This window comes from Pleionea sp. CnH1-48 (assembly GCF_024124665.1).
Taxonomy (GTDB): domain Bacteria; phylum Pseudomonadota; class Gammaproteobacteria; order Enterobacterales; family Kangiellaceae; genus JAMXSB01.
On the sequence record NZ_JAMXSB010000006.1, the window covers coordinates 58241 to 81334 of the forward strand.

At 44.8% G+C, this 23094-nt stretch carries 21 protein-coding genes; 4 read left to right on the forward strand and 17 right to left on the reverse strand.

From position 1 onward, the window contains the following. Positions 1–4: 4 nt before the first annotated feature. The 16 genes from rlmN to aspS form a co-directional block, all read right to left on the reverse strand. Positions 5–1114: a 23S rRNA (adenine(2503)-C(2))-methyltransferase RlmN gene (gene rlmN, locus NH399_RS10690; protein ID WP_253040219.1), complete on the reverse strand. Its 1110-nt coding sequence runs from the start codon at positions 1112–1114 to the stop codon at positions 5–7. 167 nt (positions 1115–1281) lie between these two features. Continuing rightward, positions 1282–1713, reverse strand: a complete 432-nt coding sequence (ndk, locus tag NH399_RS10695) for a nucleoside-diphosphate kinase (protein WP_253040220.1) — start codon at positions 1711–1713, stop codon at positions 1282–1284. A gap of 333 nt (positions 1714–2046) precedes the next feature. Continuing rightward, complete coding sequence (gene queC, locus NH399_RS10700) at positions 2047–2721, reverse strand: 7-cyano-7-deazaguanine synthase QueC (RefSeq protein WP_253040221.1); 675 nt, start codon at positions 2719–2721, stop codon at positions 2047–2049. 15 nt (positions 2722–2736) lie between these two features. Beyond that, positions 2737–3381 (reverse strand): 7-carboxy-7-deazaguanine synthase QueE, encoded by a 645-nt coding sequence (gene queE, locus NH399_RS10705; RefSeq protein ID WP_253040222.1) that lies wholly within the window; start codon positions 3379–3381, stop codon positions 2737–2739. Positions 3382–3549: 168 nt separating this feature from the next. Continuing rightward, complete coding sequence (gene ybgF / locus NH399_RS10710; RefSeq protein WP_253040223.1) at positions 3550–4326, reverse strand: tol-pal system protein YbgF; 777 nt, start codon at positions 4324–4326, stop codon at positions 3550–3552. A gap of 1 nt (position 4327) precedes the next feature. Then, positions 4328–4861 (reverse strand): peptidoglycan-associated lipoprotein Pal, encoded by a 534-nt coding sequence (gene pal / locus NH399_RS10715; RefSeq protein WP_253040224.1) that lies wholly within the window; start codon positions 4859–4861, stop codon positions 4328–4330. A gap of 59 nt (positions 4862–4920) precedes the next feature. After that, the gene (gene tolB / locus NH399_RS10720; protein ID WP_253040225.1) at positions 4921–6267 is read right to left on the reverse strand and encodes a Tol-Pal system beta propeller repeat protein TolB; all 1347 of its coding nucleotides are present in this window, start codon (positions 6265–6267) and stop codon (positions 4921–4923) included. A 55-nt stretch (positions 6268–6322) separates the two neighbouring features. Next, entirely contained in the window at positions 6323–7258 is a 936-nt protein-coding gene (tolA, locus tag NH399_RS10725; RefSeq protein ID WP_253040226.1) for a cell envelope integrity protein TolA, read from the reverse strand. 8 nt (positions 7259–7266) lie between these two features. Next, a complete protein-coding gene (gene tolR, locus NH399_RS10730) occupies positions 7267–7692 on the reverse strand; it encodes a protein TolR (protein ID WP_253040227.1) in 426 nt (141 codons plus the stop codon). A gap of 18 nt (positions 7693–7710) precedes the next feature. After that, positions 7711–8391 (reverse strand): protein TolQ, encoded by a 681-nt coding sequence (gene tolQ, locus NH399_RS10735; protein ID WP_371876074.1) that lies wholly within the window; start codon positions 8389–8391, stop codon positions 7711–7713. Continuing rightward, on the reverse strand, positions 8381–8788 hold the full coding sequence (gene ybgC / locus NH399_RS10740) for a tol-pal system-associated acyl-CoA thioesterase (protein WP_253040228.1): 408 nt from the start codon (positions 8786–8788) through the stop codon (positions 8381–8383). Before ybgC ends, tolQ begins: the two co-directional genes overlap by 11 nt. 228 nt (positions 8789–9016) lie before the next feature. Beyond that, positions 9017–10027 carry a Holliday junction branch migration DNA helicase RuvB gene (gene ruvB / locus NH399_RS10745; protein WP_253040229.1) on the reverse strand — a complete coding sequence of 337 codons (1011 nt, stop codon included), beginning with the start codon at positions 10025–10027 and terminating at the stop codon, positions 9017–9019. Positions 10028–10090: 63 nt separating this feature from the next. Then, positions 10091–10702, reverse strand: coding sequence for a Holliday junction branch migration protein RuvA (gene ruvA, locus NH399_RS10750; RefSeq protein WP_253040230.1), 612 nt, complete (start codon positions 10700–10702; stop codon positions 10091–10093). After that, on the reverse strand, positions 10699–11217 hold the full coding sequence (ruvC, locus tag NH399_RS10755) for a crossover junction endodeoxyribonuclease RuvC (RefSeq protein ID WP_253040231.1): 519 nt from the start codon (positions 11215–11217) through the stop codon (positions 10699–10701). The genes ruvA and ruvC overlap by 4 nt, the downstream gene beginning before the upstream one ends. A gap of 303 nt (positions 11218–11520) precedes the next feature. After that, a complete protein-coding gene (locus NH399_RS10760) occupies positions 11521–12264 on the reverse strand; it encodes a YebC/PmpR family DNA-binding transcriptional regulator (RefSeq protein ID WP_253040232.1) in 744 nt (247 codons plus the stop codon). Positions 12265–12328: 64 nt separating this feature from the next. Beyond that, the gene (aspS, locus tag NH399_RS10765) at positions 12329–14107 is read right to left on the reverse strand and encodes an aspartate--tRNA ligase (RefSeq protein WP_253040233.1); all 1779 of its coding nucleotides are present in this window, start codon (positions 14105–14107) and stop codon (positions 12329–12331) included. 300 nt (positions 14108–14407) lie between these two features. Here aspS and NH399_RS10770 point away from each other — a divergent pair, with 300 nt between their 5' ends. The 3 genes from NH399_RS10770 to NH399_RS10780 all read left to right on the forward strand — a co-directional run bounded on the left by NH399_RS10770 (position 14408) and on the right by NH399_RS10780 (position 18467). Then, positions 14408–17284, forward strand: a complete 2877-nt coding sequence (locus NH399_RS10770) for a pitrilysin family protein (RefSeq protein WP_253040234.1) — start codon at positions 14408–14410, stop codon at positions 17282–17284. A 160-nt stretch (positions 17285–17444) separates the two neighbouring features. Continuing rightward, positions 17445–17705, forward strand: coding sequence for a DUF5062 family protein (locus NH399_RS10775; protein WP_253040235.1), 261 nt, complete (start codon positions 17445–17447; stop codon positions 17703–17705). A 312-nt stretch (positions 17706–18017) separates the two neighbouring features. Further along, positions 18018–18467, forward strand: coding sequence for a hypothetical protein (locus NH399_RS10780; RefSeq protein ID WP_253040236.1), 450 nt, complete (start codon positions 18018–18020; stop codon positions 18465–18467). 68 nt (positions 18468–18535) lie between these two features. On the opposite strand, the gene NH399_RS10785 is transcribed toward NH399_RS10780, so the two are convergent. Then, on the reverse strand, positions 18536–20719 hold the full coding sequence (locus NH399_RS10785; protein ID WP_253040237.1) for a hypothetical protein: 2184 nt from the start codon (positions 20717–20719) through the stop codon (positions 18536–18538). 210 nt (positions 20720–20929) lie between these two features. On the opposite strand from NH399_RS10785, the gene NH399_RS10790 reads away from it, so the two are divergent. Next, entirely contained in the window at positions 20930–23092 is a 2163-nt protein-coding gene (locus NH399_RS10790; RefSeq protein WP_253040238.1) for a winged helix-turn-helix domain-containing protein, read from the forward strand. Positions 23093–23094: the final 2 nt, after the last annotated feature.

The window sequence follows — 23094 nt, forward strand, 5'->3', positions numbered from 1 at the left end:
ATCTTCACGCTGTTATTTGCTGGACCGGTATCGTGCGACGCTCTTTTCGCTTCGTCTTATCATTCACTTTACCGACCAATTGGCCGCATGCGGCATCGATATCATCCCCACGGGTACGGCGAGTAATCACGATATAACCTTTATTGGTTAAAATGCGAGTAAACTCGTCAATCACTTTGTCTGTCGATGTCTCGTATTGTGTATCCGGGAATGGGTTAAACGGAATTAAGTTTACCTTACTCGGGATATCTTTCAATAACTTAGCTAATGCAAACGCATGCTCTGGTGTATCGTTCACACCTTTGAGCATTACGTATTCAATGGTGACCATGCTGCTAGCGTTAGAATGCTCTAAATAATCTTTCACCGCAGGCAGCAATACATCTAGCGGATACTTTTTATTAATCGGAACCAAAATATCACGTAAGTCATCGTCAGCCGCGTGCAACGACAAGGCTAAAGCCACGTCCAATCGCTCAGACAGGCGCTTCAATGCAGGCACCACACCAGATGTACTGATGGTCACTCGACGCTTGGATAAGCCATAAGCACAATCATCCAGCATCATATCCAGAGCATTACATACGTTATCAAAGTTGAGTAAGGGTTCGCCCATACCCATCATCACAACGTTAGATACTCGACGTTCACCGGTCATTTGCTGATTGCCTAGCTTTTTCACCGCAAACCACAACTGACCGATAATTTCTGCCACCGACAGGTTTCGATTAAAACCCTGTTGCGCTGTAGAACAAAAACTACAGTCCAAAGCACAACCTACCTGAGAAGAGATACACAGAGTACCTCGGCTGTTTTCTGGAATAAATACGGCTTCGATGGCCTGTCCGCCATTTAGACTCAAAGCCCACTTAATAGTTCCGTCTTCAGAGATCTGCTCAGAGACCACATCAGGCCCTTGAACAACAGCAGTTTCCTTTAACTTGGTACGCAGTGCTTTGCTCAAATTGGTCATTTCGTCAAAGTCGTCAACACCAAACTGATGTATCCACTTAAGTACTTGGGTAGCGCGGAATGACTTTTCACCAATTTCAGCAAAAAACTGGGTAAGACCTTCGCGATTCAGGTTGAGTAAATTCACTTTTTCGTTACTCATTACATTCACCTTAATTAATGCGAGTTGTTAAGAATAAAAATGAGGGGATAAGCATTTATTCATACATGGCCAAATTTTATACAAATCCAACTTGAATATCGACCAATATGAAAAAGTCTTTAGCGCTATTCAGGCCAGAGAACCAGCCTGAATAGCCGATCAGCTAATTAGCGAGTACGCGCACACACTTCTTCGTCAGAGAAGAAGTAAGCGATTTCGCGAGCAGCAGATTCTGGGCTGTCAGAACCGTGAACTGCATTTTCGTCGATAGAGTTAGCGAAGTCTGCACGTAAAGTACCGCGTAAAGCTTCAGCTGGGTTAGTTGCACCCATGATTTCACGGTTAGCTTTGATTGCATTTTCGCCTTCTAACGCCTGAACCATTACTGGACCAGAAGTCATGAAGCTTACTAAGTCATTAAAGAAAGGACGCTCTTTGTGTTCTGCGTAGAAACCTTCTGCCTGCTCTTTGCTCATGTGGATCATTTTAGATGCAACGATGCTTAGACCAGCACGCTCAAAACGAGTGTAGATTTCGCCAATTACGTTTTTTGCAACTGCGTCAGGTTTTACGATAGAAAAAGTACGTTCGATAGCCATTGAAAACTCCAAAAAGCATTGATTTTAATAAAATTTATTGAGTTTGAAGCATGCCTTCAAACTCACTGGTATTCGTTCTGAGTCTTGCTCAGGGTGCGTGACATGTCGCAATACACAACCCTAAGACGCAAAACAGAGGCAGTGAAAACTCAGCTATTCGATGACTCTGAATATAAGCCAACCTCTTTCGAAAGCTGCTAGCCGCCACTACCCCAGAAAATTCGGCGCGCCATTATACATTGCTGTGTGTAAAAAACCTACCGTAGATAGTGCCAGCACAAAGATTGATAACAGCGCCAGAAAGGAGACGCTCAAGTGCAGTCTTATAAGACTCTAGGCTACATAACGGGTTGGATCGGCCATTCCACCATCTATAAACGCCGCCGCTCGAATTCGGCAGCTATCACACTCACCACAAGCTTCGCCGTCTAAATTGGCCTGATAGCAGGAAACGGTCTTGGAGTAATCAACGCCGAGAGACTGTCCCCACTCAATAATTTCGGTTTTTGTTTTATGGATCAACGGCACTTGAATTTGAGGGCCTTTGCCTTCAATACCGGCTTTGGTAGCCAGATCAGCCATTTGTTGAAATGCATCGATATATTCAGGTCGGCAATCCGGATAGCCAGAGTAATCCACCGCATTCACCCCAGCAAAAATAGCTTCAGCTTCTACCACCTCAGCCCAGGCCAGAGCGATGGACAAGAATACGGTATTACGGGCAGGTACATAAGTAGCAGGAATGCCAGTCGTCTCTTCCATTGGCACTTCAATAGAGTCATCGGTTAACGCTGAGCCGCCAAAGCCGCCCAAATCCAGTGGAATGATACGATGCTCATGAGCCTTAAAGTGCGCAGCGAGATTTTTCGCTGCTTGCAGCTCGGCACTGTGCTTTTGACCATACTGAAAACTCAGCGCGTACACTTCATAACCCTGCTCCTGAGCAATCGCCATACAGGTGGCAGAATCCAACCCGCCAGACAGTAATACAATGGCTTTTTTTGTCATGTCTTAAACTCTCTTCTAGTGACCAGGCTCATCATTCCACAGTAATTTATGCAATTGCACCTGAAAACGCACGGGTAAGTTGTCCTCAACAATCCAGTCAGCTAACTCAGTTGCGTTAAGCTGGCCATAACTTGGCGAGAACAGAATCTCGCAGCGTTCAGCTAATTGATACTGATCCAACATCATACGTGCCCAGTCATAATCCTTGCGCGAACAAAGAACAAACTTAAGTTGGTCCTTACTATCAATATGCTCTAGGTTTTCTAAACGATTCTTATCCAGCTCACCAGAATCTGGTGTCTTGAGGTCCATGACTTTAACGACTCGAGGATCAACACCCGCGATATCCATAGCGCCGCTGGTCTCCAGAGATACCTCGTAACCTTTATCGCACAAGGCTGTCAGCAATTCTTCACAAGGCTGCTTCTGTGCCAGTGGCTCACCTCCAGTTACCGTTACGTAGCGAGGATTGTAACCACTTACTTGCTCTACAACGTCTTCTAACTGGTGATATTCGCCACCGGTAAATGCGTACTCGGTATCACAATACACGCAGCGTAATGGGCATCCAGTCAGGCGTACAAATACGGTGGGTAGACCCAGAGTGCGGGTTTCGCCCTGGAGGGAATAAAAAACTTCTGTTAGTCGTAGTCGAGTCACGGTGCGTCTAGATATTAACCAAATAGGGCGCACATTCTAATGACAGGCGTTATGAAGGTAAAGACATTCGTGCCGTGATCGCACACAAGAGAGACATAATTAGGGAAAAATAGATGGGCAGGGTCTCAAGCTTCCAGAATCAAAACTCTCGAAGCTTGAAATAAAAATCTAATGACCTGCTTTTTTAAGGCGCTGGAGGCCTTGTGTTGCTAACTGTTCCGAAGTGCCGTCAAACTTATCAATGACTGACTGGAACATGTCTCGAGCCTTTTTCCACTGGCCTTGCTTCTCATGAAGCTGGGCGAGTTTAAGCATGGCGTCAGAGACTTTTGATGAGTTAGAAAACTGGTTAATCACCGTTTCGAACTGCTTTTGGGCATTACTTACCTGATTTTTAACAAAATACACCTGCCCTAACCAATAATGAGCATTAGCCGTGTACTTACCCGATGGGTATTTTTTCAGGAAAGCTTTATAAAGAGTAATGGCTTCATCATATTTGCGCGCGCGAACCATAGGAAAGATCGTCTGGTACTCGGCGTGCTCGTCACCAGAGGCAACCACACTCTTAGGTGTTGATGAAGTTTGATTGGAGGCGTTTCTACCGCTGTTCGTACTCGCCATGGTATCAGGCTGTACTGAAGTATTGTTATCCGTCGAAGAAATCTTGGATAAGCGACGCTCAATATCGCGATAAAGATCGCGCTGACGCTCTTGCAGTTGTTTAAGCTTGAAATCGTGCTCTTCGATCATGCCGCGCAACTGCTGCACTTCTTGTTGCAACGAATTGAGCTGAAACACCAAATCGGCTTGAAGCTGACCGCGAGATTCCGCCATCTGTTCAAGGCGACGAACTCTGTCTTCGACCGACTCTGCCGAAAAACCTGTAACTGAAAACGCAGACAGCACTGAAACCAGTGCTGTCTTAGTCAAAATCGACGTCATATTAGCCTTCATAGTCTAATACGGCACGACGGTTTTTAGACCATGCAGATTCAGTGTGCGCTGGGTTAGCAGGCTTTTCTTCACCGTAGCTAACAACACGAACCTGAGAAGCGTTAACACCGTAGCTGATCAAAACGTCTTTTACAGACTTACCACGACGCTCACCTAGTGCCAGGTTGTACTCAGGCGTACCACGCTCGTCACAGTGACCTTCAACAACAACACTGATACCAGGGTTTTTACTTAGGAACCAAGCGTGCGCTTTTAATAGATCTTGTGAAGAGGTAGAAACGGTTGAATCATCAAACTCAAAGTAAACAGTACGCTGTGCACGAGTTTCAGCATTGATACGCTCTAAACGATCTGCTTCAGTTTCTTGAGGAGTAGTATCTACTGGAGTTTCAACGGTAGTTTCTGTTGAAGTCTCAGTATTTTGCTGGCTGTCTTCCGCACCATCATTAGTAGTACTACAAGCTACCATGAATAAGGCAGGCAAAGTCAGAATGAGGCTTTTCCCCAGCTGTTTGATTGACATTGGTGTTGCTCCTATTGTTATCGATTTAGTAAATTTTTTTATTGTTTAGCTGGTCGACCCTATTGAACCAAATAAGGTGACCAAGCTGGCGCTCGCACTTCTCCGCGAGTAGCCGGAAGCTTGATTTTGAAACGCCCATCGGCTGACACAGCCGCTAAAACCTGACGTCCCCGATGAATAGTAGCATAGATTACCATGCTTCCGTTCGGAGCTAAACTAGGAGACTCATCTAAATGAGTATCCGTTAATATTTGCATATCACCAGAAGCAATATCTTGCTTTGCAATGTGATAGACGCCGTTGGTTCGGTTCACGAGGATAAGACTTTTTCCATCAGGAGTGAAGTTTCCACTCGCATTATATTCGCCAGAAAAAGTCACGCGTTCAGGACGTCCGCCAGTTATCGGAACTCGATAAAGCTGTGGTCTGCCACCGCGATCCGAAGTAAAGAGCAAAGATTGACCATCAGGTGACCACTCTGGCTCTGTTTCAATAGAATAAGGGCTGTTGGTCATGCGCTTATAACGACGGGTTTGCAAATCCAGAATATAAATTTCTGGATTACCATCTTTTGAGAGTGTTAATGCCAATTTGTTACCGTCTGGTGAAAAAACTGGCGCACTGTTAATCCCCGGAAACGCAGCGATCAAATTACGCTCACCCGTGTAAATTTTTTGATGATAGATTTCTGAGCGGCCATTTTCAAAAGAAACATAAGCTAACGAACGTCCGTCGGGTGCCCAGGTAGGAGACATAATAGCTTCTTCACTACTGAACAATCGCTTGGGATCATAGCCATCAGAATCCGCAATAAATAACTGGAAGGATTTTTTAACAGAACGATCAACGGTCACATAAGCAATACGGGTAGCGAAAGCGCCACGCTCACCGGTTAACGCCTGATAGATATTGTCGGCTACCTGATGGGTGTAAAAACGAAAACTAGGGCGTGTCGTGCGTCCAACTCGATTCAGCATCAGATAATCGTTATTGGTGATTAATTCGCCACCCTCTAAAACCTGCTTGGATTTGAATACATCGATCAGCGCATAGCTGACCGTATACTGACCGACGGATGTCTCTTGCACTTTACCGACAACCACGGCTTCAATGCCTTTCTTTTTCCACATATCCAGATCCACATCGCTATGATGAGTTGGAGTTTGTGGCATCTCGTTAAAAGCCATGGGATCAAATCGCCCACTACGGCGTAAATCAGCCGCAATAATAGCGGACATATCAAAAGGCGGTTGGGCAGAGGTCCCTTGCCAGGCAAAAGGCACTACAGCAATAGGTCGAGCGTCATTTAACCAATCGGTGATGACGATCTCAATTTCTGCCCGACTGGTGGAGGTGACTGCAACCAGTAAAACGGCCAGCCAGCACTTTAATTTACGTTTAATCATTACTACCTGCTTTTCTTTGTTCGAGTAATTTATCTAATTTGATACTCACTTGCGCTTAGAGTTCAGAATCCAGCGTGAGCGTGATGTTTCTGATTTCATCAAATACGTCGAGATCTCTTGACACTGGCAAAGGTTCTGACTTTTCTATCGCCACCTTCACAGCACGGCAAAAATTAGGATCACCGCCCACTTCTGACGTATCTATTACCAATCCACCGGGGGCTAGTTTCAATCGAATCTGACAAAAGACGTTTTGCTCATGGTATATCAAATTACCTTGGATCTTTTCTTGAATACGAATCTTATATATATTGACTTCACTCATCACAGCCTGACGTTTTGCTGCCATGGCCGCTTGCTCGGCTTCCAGCTGCTCAGCCATTTGCTGCTCTAAAGCCTCTTGCATAAGCCGCTCTTCTTCTTCACGCTGTTTGCGTTCTTCTTCTTCGCGCTTGCGCTTTTCTTCGGCTTCGCGTTTTTTGCGTGCTTCTTCCTCTTTGCGGCGCTTCTCTTCAGCAGCTTTTTTCTTACGCTCTTCTTCCGCTCGTTTTTTGCGGTCAGCTTCTTCTTTTTTCCGCTTATCAGCAGCGGCTTTGGCTTTTTTCTCTTCTTCTTTGCGCTTCTTAATCGCGTCGTTGCGTTTCTTTTCTTCGGCTTTGCGCTTCTTTTCGGCGTCAGCCTGACGCTTTTTAGCTTCTCTTGCCTTACGTTCTTCGTCTAAGCGCTTCTTTTTTGCTGCTTCGGCTTCACGCTTTAATTTGTCTTGTCGCGCTTTCTCACTTCGCTCTTGGCGACGCTTATCATCCTGTAGTTTCTTTACATATTTTTGAACATCTTGAGAATTAATCGCCGTCGCTTTGATTTGAGGTGCGGCTGTCTGCTGTTTGGGCAACTCAATCTGGCTAAAATGAAAATTCACTAACATCAATACCAAGATCAGCAAATGCCCAATCAGAGAAAAAACAAGCGAAATAACTAACCGCTGACTCAAGTGGCCCCCTACAAACTCTCACTTGGATCTGTCATCAGACCCACGCTTTCTATGCCTGCTTCCTGCTGTAGCAACACCATTAATTTAACCACGCGATCATAGGGTACGGCCCTGTCACCATTGATCATGACTTTTACTTCTGGATTCAGTTCTTTGTGAGCTAAAACCAAAGCCACCAGTTGTCTGGCTTCTAAGGCTTCGTCACGGCTGTCACCAATAGAGAGATAATAATTACCGCTGGCATCAATACTGGCGATCAATGGCGGCTCTTCGTCAGCAGGCATAGGTTCTGCGGATGCCTCGGGCAAATCCACATTAACACCCGCTGTAATTAATGGTGCCGTGATCATAAAGATCACCAACAACACCAACATAACGTCGATGTAAGGCACCACGTTAATTTCAGCAATAGGTCTTCTGCGTACGGGTTTCATGCAACAAGTACTCTTAGCTTAAGAACTGTGCGCTTTGCGATGAAGAATACCTGAAAATTCTTCGACAAAGTTGGCGTACTGGTTTTCGATACGTTGAACCGAGTGACTAAAGCGGTTATACGCAATAACCGCAGGGATCGCAGCAAACAAACCCATTGCCGTTGCAATAAGCGCTTCTGCAATACCAGGGGCTACCATGGCTAATGTCGCCTGCTTAACGGCACCCAGTGCGATAAAGGAATTCATGATTCCCCATACGGTGCCAAACAGACCAATATAAGGTGTGGTAGAACCGACGGTTGCCAAGAAGGATAAATGCGTTTCGAGCTTGTCGACTTCGCGCGAATGGGCCACTCGCATTGAACGCTGTGTACCTTCCATCACCGCATCCGCTGTCGTTCCGTTTTGATTACGTAGACGAGCGAATTCGCGATATCCTGCCATGAAGATTAATTCCATCCCTGTAGGCGCTAAACGACGAGCTCCTAAATCGTTATAGAGCTTGCTCAGATCAACACCCGACCAGAACTTTTCTTCAAACGAGTTGCCTGATTTAACTGCCAACTTCAATGAGCGGGTACGCTCGACAATCATGCCCCAGCTGATAATAGAAATAACCATCAGACTGATCATAACGAGCTGGACTAATAAGCTGGCTTTTATAAATAAATCGATGACCGATAAAGGTTCAGGACTCACTGCGCATTTCCTCCACTAGTTGCAGCGGTATTGCTCGGGGTTTCATGGTGCTTAATGTCACACATACAACTTTCACAGTACCTTGGCAATAAACGTGATCGTGTTGACCTTGTTTGCATATTTTTTGTTCAAATACAACGCTGGCCCCACTATGCTTCACCACACGGGTAACTATATCCAGCGCATCATTAAATCGAGCAGGTTTTAAATAACTGGCTTCGACATGAGCAACAGCAAATGCGACGTCCTGCTCAATCAATAAATCTTGATCCATGCCCAAATGACGGAGCCACTCGGTTCGACCTCGTTCCATAAACTTGAGGTAATTTGCGTAGTAAACCACACCAGCGACATCGGTGTCTTCATAGTAGACTCTGACGGGGAAAATAAATTCCATAGAATTCAAATCTGTTACTCGTGACTTATGCTCGCACTATAGCGAACTTTTATGATGTTATTAAGATTGATATGTTTTCAGAATGTGTGTTCTATCACGCTACCGCGAAGTGTGCAACGATAGGTGTCGAATAATAAGACTTAAGCCCATCAACCAACAATATACCCAAAGTATTTCAAGGTGCAGCCAACACCATTGCAACTTGAAAGGCGACGGATATAAACAAACCTAATCCTCTTTCATCACCAGGCCAAAATGCTGATAGGCCAGTCGAGTGGCAACGCGACCACGGGGAGTACGATGAATATAGCCTTGCTGAATCAAAAATGGCTCCAACACCTCATCAATGGTATCACGCTCTTCGCCAATGGCTGCGGCCAACGAATCTAACCCAACTGGGCCACCTTCGAATTTATCGATTATGGCTAACAGCAACTTGCGATCCATGGTGTCGAAACCTTTATCATCGACACTGAGCATATCCAGCGCTTTTTCAGCGCTGTCTTTATTGATGGTGCCATCACTTTTGACTTCGGCATAGTCACGAACTCGACGTAATAAACGATTAGCGATACGCGGTGTACCTCGAGAACGACGAGCGACTTCGGTCGCACCTTCTTCGTCAGATTCGAGCCCTAAAATACCCGCAGAACGACTGACAATGCTGGATAAATCTTCCACGCTGTAAAACTCGAGTCGTTGAACAATACCAAAGCGATCACGCAGTGGAGAAGTCAACAAGCCAGCTCGAGTAGTTGCGCCCACCAATGTAAAAGGAGGCAGATCCAGTTTAATGGAACGTGCAGCAGGGCCCTCACCAATCATGATATCGATTTGATAATCTTCCATGGCTGGATAAAGGATCTCTTCTACCATTGGACTCAGACGATGAATCTCATCGATAAACAGCACATCATTTTCTTCTAGATTGGTTAACAAGGCGGCAAGATCACCGGCTTTTTCCAGGACTGGGCCGGAAGTGAATTTGATACTCACATCCATTTCGTTAGCAATAATATTCGCCAGCGTGGTTTTTCCTAAACCAGGAGGTCCAAATATCAACACATGATCGAGGGCGTCCTTACGAGAACGAGCCGCCTGTAGAAAAATCTCCATCTGTTCACGCACCTGAGGCTGGCCAACGTAATCTTCTAATCGTGTTGGACGAATCGCGCGATCGAATCGCTCTTCTTCAATGCCCTGAGTTTGCGTCGCGATCAAACGATCTTCTTCTATCATGTGATGTCTTCAACCTTTTACATGTTGTTTTGTAGCCTCGCAAAAAGGCTACTCGTATGATTACTATTTTCCCATATTCTTGAGTGCCAGTCGAATAAGATCTTCGCTGGTGTTAGCGTCTTTCTTCACTTTGTTAATGGCTTTGCTGGCATCTTGCGGTTTGTATCCTAACGCGACCAAGGCACTGGTTGCCTCTTGCACCGAATCGCCACCGCCCTGACCTGCTACTAGCTCAAAGGCTTCGGGGGATGTATCGGAAGCACTGGTGCCCCAGTCCTTCAAGCGGTCACGCATTTCAATGATCAGCCTTTCTGCCGTCTTTTTGCCAACCCCTGGCAGCTTAACCAGCACAGCGGCATCACCATCGTGAACACAGCGCACAAACTCATCGGCGGTCATGCCCGAGAGAATAGCCAGAGCCAATTTAGGCCCCACCCCATTCACTTTAATCAACTCACGGAACAACTGCTTTTCTTTTTTGCTACCAAAAGCATACAAAGAATGTAGATTCTCACTAACCGACAAATGCGTATATAAAACCACCTCTCGCCCAACTTCTGGCAAGTTAAAAATGGTCGTCATTGGTGCATGAACTTCGTAGCCAACGCCTTGTACATCAATTAATAAATCTGGGGGCGACTTCTCTATCAAAGTGCCTTTTAAACGACCAATCACCTAACTCTTCCTCTTCTTCTTTTGTTAGCACCCAGCTGGGTTACCATACTTTGCATGGTATTCGCATGACAAATGGCCACAGCCAAACCGTCCGCAGCGTCCGATTGTGGCATCGCCGACAGACCTAACAAGGTCATCACCATGTGTTGTACCTGACGTTTATCTGCTGCTCCGTGTCCCACGGCAGCCTGCTTAATTTGTCGCGCCGAATACTCAGCCACATCCAGAGCGTGATGAGACGCCGCCACAATAGCAACCCCTCGAGCCTGACCCAGCTTTAATGCCGAATCGGCGTTCTTTGACATAAAAACCTGTTCAATGGCCGCTTCATCGGGATTGTATTGGCGGATGACTTCTGACAAACCATCAAAAATCTGCTGCAGACGTTCAGACAAGGTTCCCGGCTGAACTCGAATGCAGCCGCTGGTAACATACTGATATTTCTGGCCTTGTGACTTAATAAGACCAAAACCAGTTATACGTGAACCGGGATCTATTCCCAAAATGATGGACAAATGTAACTCCGCCGAATGATGTTGGCTTTCTTATATACACCCAAAAATTAAGGCCACAGGCATACATCGAGTTGCTTAAAGAAAAGGCAACAGGCCTTAGTATTCTTAAGCAAACTTATCTTACTTGATTGTTAGGACTGAGCGCAAAAATATCTACTCATTCAGGTAGGAAAATTGCCGCCCATCAGATTTGAGACGGCAATGATAGAGCAGAGGATGTGACCATCTTTGATTGAATATCTATGTTGTGTCTAAAACGATGTCAATTACGGCGCGAGGAGTCATGCCCTTTTAGCCACAACTCTAAAGCAGTTCGTATGACTCGGCAGGAATATCCGCATTGGTATACACGTTTTGTGTATCGTCCAGATCTTCCAGGCGTTCAATCAACCGCAATACTTTCGCACCTGTTTCGGCATCCAGCTCAGCAGACGTTGATGGCAACATGGCAACATCGGCATTCGCAGGTTCAAAGCCAGCGGCGACCAACGCATCTTTTACATCCATAAACTCGTCGGGTTGTGTTAACACTTCGAAGCTACCGTCTTCGTGAGTCACAACATCATCAGCACCTGCCTCTAGTGCGGCTTCCATTAGTGCGTCTTCTTCGATGTCATCACCAAAAATCATCTGGCCTTTTTTATCAAACAGATAGGCAACTGAGCCCGAAGTGCCCAGATTACCGCCATGTTTGGTAAATGCGTGACGAACTTCTGCAACCGTACGGTTTTTGTTATCTGTCATGCACTCCGCTAATACCGCAACACCGCCAGGACCATAGCCTTCGTAGGTTAACTCGTCATAGTTGTCACCATCGGCATTACCCGCGCCACGAGCAATGGCTTTATCGATAGTATCGCGCTTCATATTAGCGCCTAGAGCTTTATCAACAACGGCACGCAATCGTGGGTTATCTTCTACGTTAGGTCCACCGGCTTTGGCGGCAACCACCAACTCGCGAATCACCTTGGTAAAAACTTTTCCTCGTTTTGCATCCTGGGCCGCTTTGCGGTGTTTGATATTGGCCCATTTACTATGTCCTGCCATGTTTAACTCCCAAATTCTCTTATTATTTTCCGGCTCGGCCAGTTGGCCGATACCGGTTTATTTTTTATTCGGCTTCTTTTTTTGCAGTAAGTGCAATGTTCAACTCTTTCAACTGCGCTTCAGAGACTTTTGCGGGCGCAGAGGTCAACGGACAGCTCGCTGTAGTTGTTTTTGGGAAAGCAATCACGTCGCGAATAGACGCGGCTTCTACCATCAACATCACCAGACGATCCAGACCGAAGGCGATCCCACCGTGAGGAGGGCAACCAAACTTCAATGCATCTAACAAGAAACCAAACTTCTCTGTGGCTTCTTCTTCGCCGATACCTAAGATATCGAATACCGCAGATTGCAAGTGAGTATCGTGAATACGAATGGACCCACCGCCCACTTCGGTACCATTGATAACCATATCATAGGCACGAGACACCGTGCCGGTTGGGTCTGCTTTTAATGCAGCAGGATCAAGCTCTCGAGGTGACGTGAAAGGATGGTGTAATGCGTGCATGTGACCATCAATCTCTTCAAACATCGGGAAGTCCACAACCCATAGCGGCTTCCACTCGCTGCTCATTAACTCAAAGTCATTAGCCAGTTTTAAGCGCAAGGCGCCTAACGCATCGGCAACAACTTTTGACGTATCAGAGCCGAAGAACAGGATATCGCCGCTTTCTGCGCCCATGCGCTCTAGAATGGCTTCGGCAGATTCTGCGGACAAGAATTTAACGATAGGCGATTGCAAACCTTCCAGCCCGGCCGCACGATCATTGACCTTGATAAAGGCCATGCCTTTAGCGCCATAAACGCCAACGAATTTGGTGTATTCGTCAATCATCTTACGGCTAACTTTGTCTGCACCGCCGGTCAACTTGATAGCAGCAACACGACCATTGTCATCATTAGCTGGTCCGTTGAAGACTTTAAAATCAACCGACTGCATAATGTCGTCCAAAGTTACCAATGGCATATCAACGCGCAGATCCGGCTTATCGCTACCGTATTTTTCCATCGCTTCGGCATAGGACATACGCGGGAAAGGATTGGCCAGTTCAACGTCTAGCAGATCTTTGTAAACACCACGGATCATGGTTTCCATCATCGACATGAGGGATTCTTCATCAACAAAAGATGTCTCGATATCCAGCTGGGTAAATTCTGGTTGACGGTCAGCTCGCAAGTCTTCATCACGGAAGCAGCGCACAATTTGGTAGTAGCGATCAAAACCACTCATCATCAACAGTTGCTTAAACAACTGAGGTGATTGAGGTAAGGCAAAGAATGAACCTTTGTGAGTACGGCTCGGCACCAGATAGTCACGAGCCCCCTCTGGAGTCGCTTTGGTAAGAATCGGGGTTTCCATTTCCAAAAAGCCACTGTCATCCAGATAGCGTCTTAACGACTGAGCCACTTTGGTACGGAAAATCAGGTTATGTGCCATCTCTGGACGACGTAAATCCAGATAGCGATATTTAAGGCGGGTTTCTTCAGACACTTCTTCATGTCCGTCGATCAAAATCGCAGGGGTTTCTGAGCGATTAAGCAACTCAATCGAGTCGGCGACCACTTCGATATGACCCGTTGCCATATCTTTATTTATCATATTTTCTGGGCGGTTACGTAAACGGCCTTTAATTGCCACAACGTACTCACTGCGCAGTTGATCAGCAGCTTCGAAGACGGCGCCCTGATCGGGCTCAATAGTAACCTGGACAATACCCTCTCGGTCACGGATCTGAAGAAAAATTAACCCACCCAAGTCACGACGACGGTGTACCCATCCGGCGATTGAAACTTCGGATCCTTCGGCTAACGAAGGTAACTCTCCACAATAATGGCTGCGCATACAGATTCCTGCTTAAATACGTGAAATTTTGATCATAAAAATGGTGGCTAATGGTACGCGAGCCCCGCTGGTTTCGCAAGCTGGAGCGCTCTTGAGACGGGCCATTACACGCCATAAAAACCACCGTCACACCTCCCTTAAACGCCTCGTTACAGTTTTCGCTCGCTTTCATGGGCAAAATGAAGTAAAAAAACAGCCAAATTTGTCTATCTATACCCAAGTTTTTCTAACGACATCGGGATAGCAAGCCATGACGTCGGCAGAGCGACAAAGGTATTTAAGAAAACTACGAGGAAATGCATGACATCCTTTAAGCGAATCATCGCAGCCTCAGCACTCACCGTGTTGATGGCTAGCTGCGCAGCCCCTAGCGCCCGTACAGCGGAATCTAAAGCCTCAGAAGCACCTGCTGCCGATAAGGTCTTCAATTTACCCTATACCATGACCGAGCTGGATAATGGCTTAAAGGTTATTCTGGTTAAAACCGATTATCCTGATCTGGTATCAATTCAGATTCCGATGCAAACAGGCTCACGTAATGAAGTCGAAAAAGGTAAGTCAGGATTTGCTCATTTCTTTGAACACATGATGTTCAAAGGTACCGAAAGTACTCCCCGTATGGTCTACGAGAACACGCTGAAAAACGCAGGTGCCGATGGCAACGCTTACACCAGTGATGACTTGACCAACTATCATCTGACCTTCCCTAAAGAGCACCTGGAAACAGTCATTAAACTAGAAGCTGATCGTTTTCAGAATCTTACTTATACGGAAGCTGAGTTCCGAACAGAAGCTCTGGCAGTAAAAGGTGAGTACCTAAAGAACAACGCGAATCCTATTCGCAAAGCATTAGAAGAAGTACGCGACCTGGCTTATGACGTTCACACCTACAAACACACCACCATGGGCTATCTACGTGATATCGAAGACATGCCTAACCAGCTTGAGTACTCTAAAGAGTTCTTTAAGCGCTGGTACACCCCACAGCTAGCTACCGTTATTTTGGTGGGTGATATCGACAACAGCAAAACGCTCGAGTTAGTCAAAAAGTACTGGGGTAACTGGAAGCGCAGCGAAAATAACGTTGTGGTGCCACAGGAGCCCAAGCAGCAAAAGTCAAAATACAAACACGTTAAAGTGGACGGTCTGCCCAAAAGCCATCTGTTGGTCAGCTATCATGCGCCTCGTCTAGACGACACCAAAAAAGATAAGCAAGCGCTGGACTTAATGGATACGGTTTATTTCTCGGCAACATCAGACTTGTATCAAGACTTAGTGGTTCAACGTCAGTTGGTTGATCAGTTCTTTACTTACTATCCCAATCGTAAAGACTCTACTTTGTTTCATGTTTTTGCGCGTTTGAAGAAGCCTGAATACGCAAACCAGGTGAACAAAGCGATCGCTGATACCTTAGTAAAAGCGCGTACTGAACTGGTAGACAGCCAGCGATTAAATGCTCTTAAATCTAACTTAAAGTACAACTTTGCCAATGCCATGGACAGCACTTCGTCTATCGCAGGTACCTTAGCGTCTTTTGTTCACTTCCAACGTGATCCTGAGTTAATCAATCGCCTCTATCGTTCATTAGATAGCATTACTGCCGAAGACATTCGTCACTACGCCAACCAATACATGATCGACAGCAATCGTGTGACAGTTACCTTAAGTAACTCAGACGACTTTAAGTTTGCTAATGACATTAGTGTTGACTATGCCGTTAAGCAACAGAAAGGTCATCAGCCTCAGACACACTTCAAGTGGCTGGAGCTTGCCAACCAATCAGATTTGGTGGATGTCTCCTTCTTATTCAACACGGGTGCTGCCAACGATCCCAAAGGTAAAAAAGGATTAGCGGCATTAACCGCAGCCATGATCACTAATGGCGGCTCAGCAACTAAAGGCTACGCCGATATTCAGAAAGCGATGTTCCCAATTGCCGGTCAGTTTTCGTATCAGATTGATAAAGAAATGTTGGTGTTCCGTGGTCGCGTACATAAAGATAACTTAGACGCCTGGTATAGCATTGTTCGCGATATGTTATTTAATCCAGGCTGGAGAGAAGAAGACTTTGATCGAGTTAAAAACAGCCTTATCAGCGGTATCGATAGTGGTCTTAAAGCCAGCAATGATGAAGAGTTAGGAAAAGAAGTCCTGTATTCTGAGCTATACCATTCTCATCCTTACGCATCTTATAACTTAGGTGCAACAGATGACTTAAAAGCACTTACCCTGGACGATCTTAAATTCTTCTACAATGGTTTCTTGACGCAAAAGCGTTTAACTTTGGGTGTATCTGGAAATATCCCAGAGAGCTTCAAAAAATCTCTGAAAAAAGATTTGGCCACTTTGAATCCAGGCAAATCTGCCACAACAAAGATTGCCGACGCTCCTAAGTTAAAAGGCCGCAAAGTGACTCTAGTACAAAAAGATTCAGCCATTTCGACTGCAGTATCTTTTGGTTTCCCTATCGAAGTGACTCGCAAAGACAAAGACTGGACCGCACTGTGGTTAATGCGTTCTTGGTTGGGCGAACACCGTAACAGTAACTCTCACCTGTATCAGCGTATTCGTGCCGCTCGCGGTATGAACTATGGTGATTACGCTTATGTTGAGTACTTCCCACGCGGTATGTTCCAACAAAAGCCTGATGCCAATCTGGGTCGTAGCGAGCAAATCTTCCAAATCTGGTTGCGTCCATTACGTAGCAATAACGATGCACACTTCGCTACCCGTACCGCAATGGTTGAGTTAGAAAAAATGATTAACAACGGGCTGACCGAAGAACAATTTGAGTCCACTCGTAACTTCCTCTACAACTTTGCTCCGCAATTGGTAGGTAACCAGAGCAAGCAGCTGGGTTATGAGCTCGACAGTCGCTTCTATGGCACAGATAGCTTTGTGGACTATGTTCGCAAGCAGCTCAAGTCACTGACCAAAGACGAAGTAAACCGTATCATCAAAAAGCATCTGCAAATGGACAATATCCAGTTTGTGTTTATTACTGCCGATGCAAAAGATATGAAAAAGCGTCTGGTATCAGAGCAAACTTCTCCGCTCAAATACAACAGTCCAAAGGGTGAAGATATCCAGAAAGAGGATAAAATCATTCAAGACTACCCCTTGAAGATAAAAAAGAAGAATGTAAAAACAGTGAACGTAGAACAACTGTTTAAGTAGCAAGAAAAAAGGCTGACATTGTCAGCCTTTTTTTTTGCCCTCAATAAATAGCTGCATCACTGCTAAGGAAACTCTATTCCAAGCCAGATGTCTATTGACAGAGCAACCAGATCCATTAGACACTGAATTACCCATTGCAGGTACAGTAAGGATATCAGCCATGAAAAAATTTAAAAATGAATCCGCACTTGTTCAAAAAGCGATTGAAGTTGGGCTTATCTACGCAAAGAAACGTGGTTACGGAAACATCTCCAACGGGACCTCATTAAAACATAAGGTTGAATGTGTTTATCGGCTACTCGCACAAGATAAACTGATTCAGGCATTGCCAGAAGATCAAGAATCTACACAGGCAATGCGCTTAAGATTAGTCACATGGATATCCAAGCAACTTCCCAAAGACAGTCCTCTTTTAAGTTAAGCTTTCCTTCATGGCTTGTGTTCAATATTCACAAGCCATCCTTTTGATACCCTCACGTAACTTTTAAAGAAAACTTTGATATTTATTTTTATTTAACTGCCAGAAACAATTTAAAACACTTCTCAGATTTTCATCCACTAAATATCAAATAGTATTTCAACCACTAATAATATTATTTTTACGAGATTTTTATCGATAAAAATTAAAGCTTTCTGATTTTGTATTTTACCTCTGCCTTTTCATAATCAATCGGGCGTTATCGTTAAGTGTTGATATCGCACTCACGTTTTAAAATCAAAGGAGAAAGCAAAAATGAATAAAAAGTTAATGGCATTGGCAGCAGGTACTATGTTGACCGCATCAGGAAGCGCATTAGCAATTGATGTTTGTGACGGAGATTGGAAGTTAGTCTGTCGGTCCAGTACAGGAAATACTTTCACTAACATTCAACCAGGACATGTTGAAGCTGAGCGTGAAGGTAGTTTTCAGGCTTACTTGCGTTGCATTAGAGCAAATCCCGATAACCCAGAGGTTTGTGATGATCTGATGCCTCGACTCGTAGGTAAAAGCTTGCACTGGGGCGCACATAACTTTTGGAAAAAAGACAGTTCAGGACGTTATGTAACAACAGCGGATGGTGGTACTGCAATCACTTGGTGGAGCTACAACGTTAACAGCTGTTCTGGCAGTACGCATACACTATGGTCAACCAATCCTGATCCTCAGTGGAGAGATTACACCTGTACTGTGACTAAGCAGTAATTTTAAAACAAAAAAAGACCAGCCCTAAGGGCTGGTCAATTAGACAGATAAATACCGGAGCTAACAATTTAAGGAAGAAGAATATTCTCTTGAACTGGGCAACGACCATGGATGCTCTGGCTACCTTCGTACCAGGCACCACCGCCCCACCATCCTTTACTCTTAACAGTAACGGTAGAGTCAAGACATGGAACACCACTTACACGATTGATTTTTTGCGAAGCGCCACCAGTACGAGGAGAATTCATTCGAGTTACATGAACTTCTGCACCAATAGGAGCGACATTACCGTGATTGTATAACTTGTTTACAGCAGCTGGTGTTGTGTAGTTGCGGCTTTCGTCAACCAAACATTCTTTGTTGCTTAAGCAAACCTGAGTTGTACGAGTACCTGAGCGACCGCCACAGAAAGCGCCACAGTTACTTACGTAGAAGTAAGGAATGTTAACACTGTTGCTTTCTTGTGACGCAGTGCTATAGATGCTTGGGATGTTAACGTTCAAGTAAGGCATCAAAGAAACCGTGCTGCCGTTAATAGAGCCATAAGCGTTGTAAGGGTTGTTACAATCTCCCCACTGCTGTCCAACCGCACAGTACTCTGTGTGTGTCCCCATGTTCACTCGTGCAGCATGACAACGACTTCTGTATTTACTTTGACCGGCTTGAGCATCTACTCGAGTCAAGTTTTCGCAACGTCCATTCACTTGATGGTCCAAAGATAACCAGCGACGCATATTATCACGTGCAGGGCGATAATCTTTGTACACATTAAAATGCGTTAAGTGATTGTACTCAACAGGTACTGGGTAGTAAGCCAAATCTTTATCTAAGGCAACATGACCTGCACTTGTTACACCAGCAATAAAGTTATCAGCAAACGCTTTTACATTATCAAGAGAAACGTTTTGAACACTGGCATTAACAGAAGAACCGCCTTCGGTATAAACTTTTAACTGAATGCTGTGCTTCTCAAAGAACTGTCGAGTTTCTGAACTGATGGTTCCAGAAGAACTTGCATTAAAGATAGATGCAATTTTCAGTTTAGCGTTGTAAGACGTGGTTTCCATTTCTGTCGTACTGAGTTCTTCATTACCAATTTCTAGCAATACGTAAAGTCGAGCACCGGTTGTTACCGATTTAACATACTGATCACCACACTGGTTACGGAAGTGAGTTTCGCTCACATCAGAACCATCGGTAGGGTTGATGTAGTTGCTCTTCCAGTAGTTTTTCAATTTAAACGGTGTAGAAGAAACCAGATCTAAACGCTCGGCTTTGCGTTGCCACTTGATCAAGACGCGAGAATTATCCTGCTTCATTTTTGATTCGCGAAATAGCTCGTATTTTCCATCGGCATCTAATCCAAAAGCACCAATCGATAAAGAAAGGTCAGCAGAGATATCCAGATCTAATTTACTGTACAAGTCTTGAGAATTTTGAACCTGTGAGAAAATCAACTGGTCTTGATTAACAGGAGTAGTCGTGACAGACAAATCATCAGTTTTTAAACACATTTCTTCTGGCGCGTAATCACCTTCGGTCAAACCGAAGCCTTTACCCAGGTGGAAACCAAAGCTGGTTGTTTTTGCACCTGTAGCGCCTTTTAATGCTGTACCACCCGAGTAAGCACCTCGAGTCACATCACGATAAGATTTGTTGCCAGCGATAAAAGTAGAATCGCCAACTCTAGATGCTTCTAGTCCAGGATACATGCTTGAGTAGTTTGGCGCAGCAGGAAGGTTTTTGACCTTCATGGTGAAACCCGTTTTATAAGTGCTACATCCTTTAACATTACATCCTGATACTCGATATGAGTAGCTGCCATCGGTTTTATTGCTTAACAAACGACTGGTTCCGTAACCGCTGTAAATTTGTGTCCAGGCACCTGAATTCTTGCGCTCGTATAATTTATAGTTAACAGGGTAGCCATAGCCATTACTCGCTCCCCAACTGACTTTAAAAGTACCACGAGCATAAGAAGCATAATCAATAGAGGCTGGCGTACCGGGCTTAACATAAGGGCCAGTGTTGCCACCACCACCGCCGCCACAGTCGTCGTCAATAGGAATGGGCTCAATAAAGTTACGCTCATTACCATCAACCGCTCTTCTCTCTTGCAAGCAAGGTTCAATCAATCGTTGCTCAGTCGTTACTTCTGCGAGAGCCATTTCTTTTTCTTGCGCATTTACCAGGCCACTTGCGGCAATCGCCAGTGCCATGGAACTGAACGCAAATAATGTTTGCTTTTTCATAGTAAGTTCCTAGTTGGTTATATCTAAATCAAATAAGTCAAAAAGTTGCTGTGACAACATGGAATGCTGTTGGGAACGAACTATGGGGGATTTGGTAATATTGCGGGTAATTATTAGTCGATATTTACGTTATGAAAACTTAACTTTTATTTAAGGGACGCTTTTCCTTATACTAAGAAAGAAAAAAAGACATACAAATCTCAAAGCAAGATGCCCAAATCTGATTTTCGAACGAACCAATGGTTAGTTAAACCTTCTGAAAACAAAATAAGTTATCAAGAAGAACACTACTCTATTGAGCCGCTAGCCATGGAAGTTTTGCTCTATCTTTCGCACCGGCAGGGAGAAGTGATTAGCCGAGACGAACTTATCGAACAGGTATGGAAAGGAAAAATCGTTGGCGATCATGCGATCTATCGAATTATTAACCAATTACGCAAAATCTTTGAGCAGCATTCTGAAGAACCTTTTATAACAACGATAAGGAAAAAAGGTTATCAATGGCTGCAACCGATTGAGCCTTGCACAGAATCTCAACCCGAACGTGAAACAACAAAGCTAACCAAAGAAGAAGACTCAGGCCAGCCCGAAGCTCAAGAACCTGATGCGGATATCGAAAGACCAGCAGCGCAAGAGCCATTTCGTCAACCATCAAATAACGCCACAAAAAAGACGGGAATTGCATTTGTTTTTTTAGCGCTTATTGTTTTATTTTTTGTGGGGACTTCCCAATTCTGGTCATCGGACAATACACTGCCTCAATTTACTCGCTTCAAATCCTTTAGTAATTTATCTGGCGAAGAACAAGATCCCAGTTATTCCCATGATGGCTCAACCTTGGCATTTAGCCACAAAGCCTACAACTCAAACTCCTGGGACATTTATACTCAATCTCTGGATGGCCACCTGCTGCAACAAATTACTCAGTCAGCAGCAAACGATCTATCACCAGAATGGGCCCCAGATGGAAAGTCCCTGGTGTTTTTTCGCTATCAAGATGATAAGTGCTTTATCATGCAGGCAACTTTGACAGAAACCGTGCCTGAAGTCAGTCGCCTGCTCGAGTGTTTTGGCACCATACACGGTAATTCAATGCAGTGGAGCAAAGACGGAAAAATTCTTTACTTCACCAGTTCTCGTTCCTACATTGATCCCTATCGACTATTTGCCTGGTCTACCGAAACTCAGCAAAAAGAACCATTAACGAACCCATCACCAGGTAAATCAAAAGGTGAAGTCAGCATCGCTCTATCGCCTGATGGAAAATCTTTAGCATTTGTCAGAGACACAAACTGGGGTGATACAGAAGTTCACCTGATGAATCTGAGCGATCAAAGCAGTCACAAGCTCTTCGCCCTTAACGGTATGAAAAAAGCCATTTCTTGGTCAAAAGACAGTCGTCATATTATTTACAGCGGCGCCAAAAATAGTATCAAAGCTTACTCGTTAGATAATCAAAAGAGTTATCCAATCGCTACCAATAGTCAGCCCATCCGTGTGCCCGCTTTTGCACCTCATAAAGATCAGCTGGCTGTCGTCTCCGGCCAAGGTGCATTGGATATCTGGCGCTCGGCCAACACGCGGAAGGCTGCACCAGAAGATATGCCTATCGTTATATCAAGTATCCCAGAGTTTTATCCAATTTATGCTAACAACAGTGAAGACATTGCCTTTGTCTCTAAGCGAACCGGAAAATTACAGGTATGGCTACGCAAAGCGAATGGCGAAGAGTTCCCTCTCACTCAATTTTCTCGCAGTCATCCAATACGTCGTTTACGTTGGTCTCCTGACGATAAGCATTTGTTGACGCACCGAAAAGATAAGTTGCTTATTATTAATGCAGAAACCGGTGCATATCATAAACTCGAAACGCCAGAGCATTGGGATAATATCGAGACGGCTAGCTGGTCTAACAATGGTCTGAGTATTTATTTTTCGTCTTCAACGGAAGGCGACTGGCAGATTTATCAGGTCTCCGTTGATCAGCCAAATCAAATTGAAGCTGTTACGCGCCAAGGTGGTTACAGTGCTCAGGAGTGTCCACAAGGTGGTTGTGTTTATTATTTGAAGTACCATGAGCCAGGGTTATGGAAAATAGAAAATGGTGAAGAGACCAGAGTATTAGAAGACATCGATGTATTCAGTTCTAACGGTTGGAAGGTCACTGAATCTGGTGTTTATTATATTTCCAATAATAAACAGTCTGGCGGAGTGCGTTTTAAAGCGTTTGATGGCACAGAGAGCGAGTTGCTACTCCCTATGCCACCGGAAATCAAACATTTCTCTATTTCAGCCGATGAGCAGTGGTTTATTTATCCGAAGATTCTAAAGAGCGAATCGTCTATTATCCTGCTCGAACCAGGAAGCCATTGAAT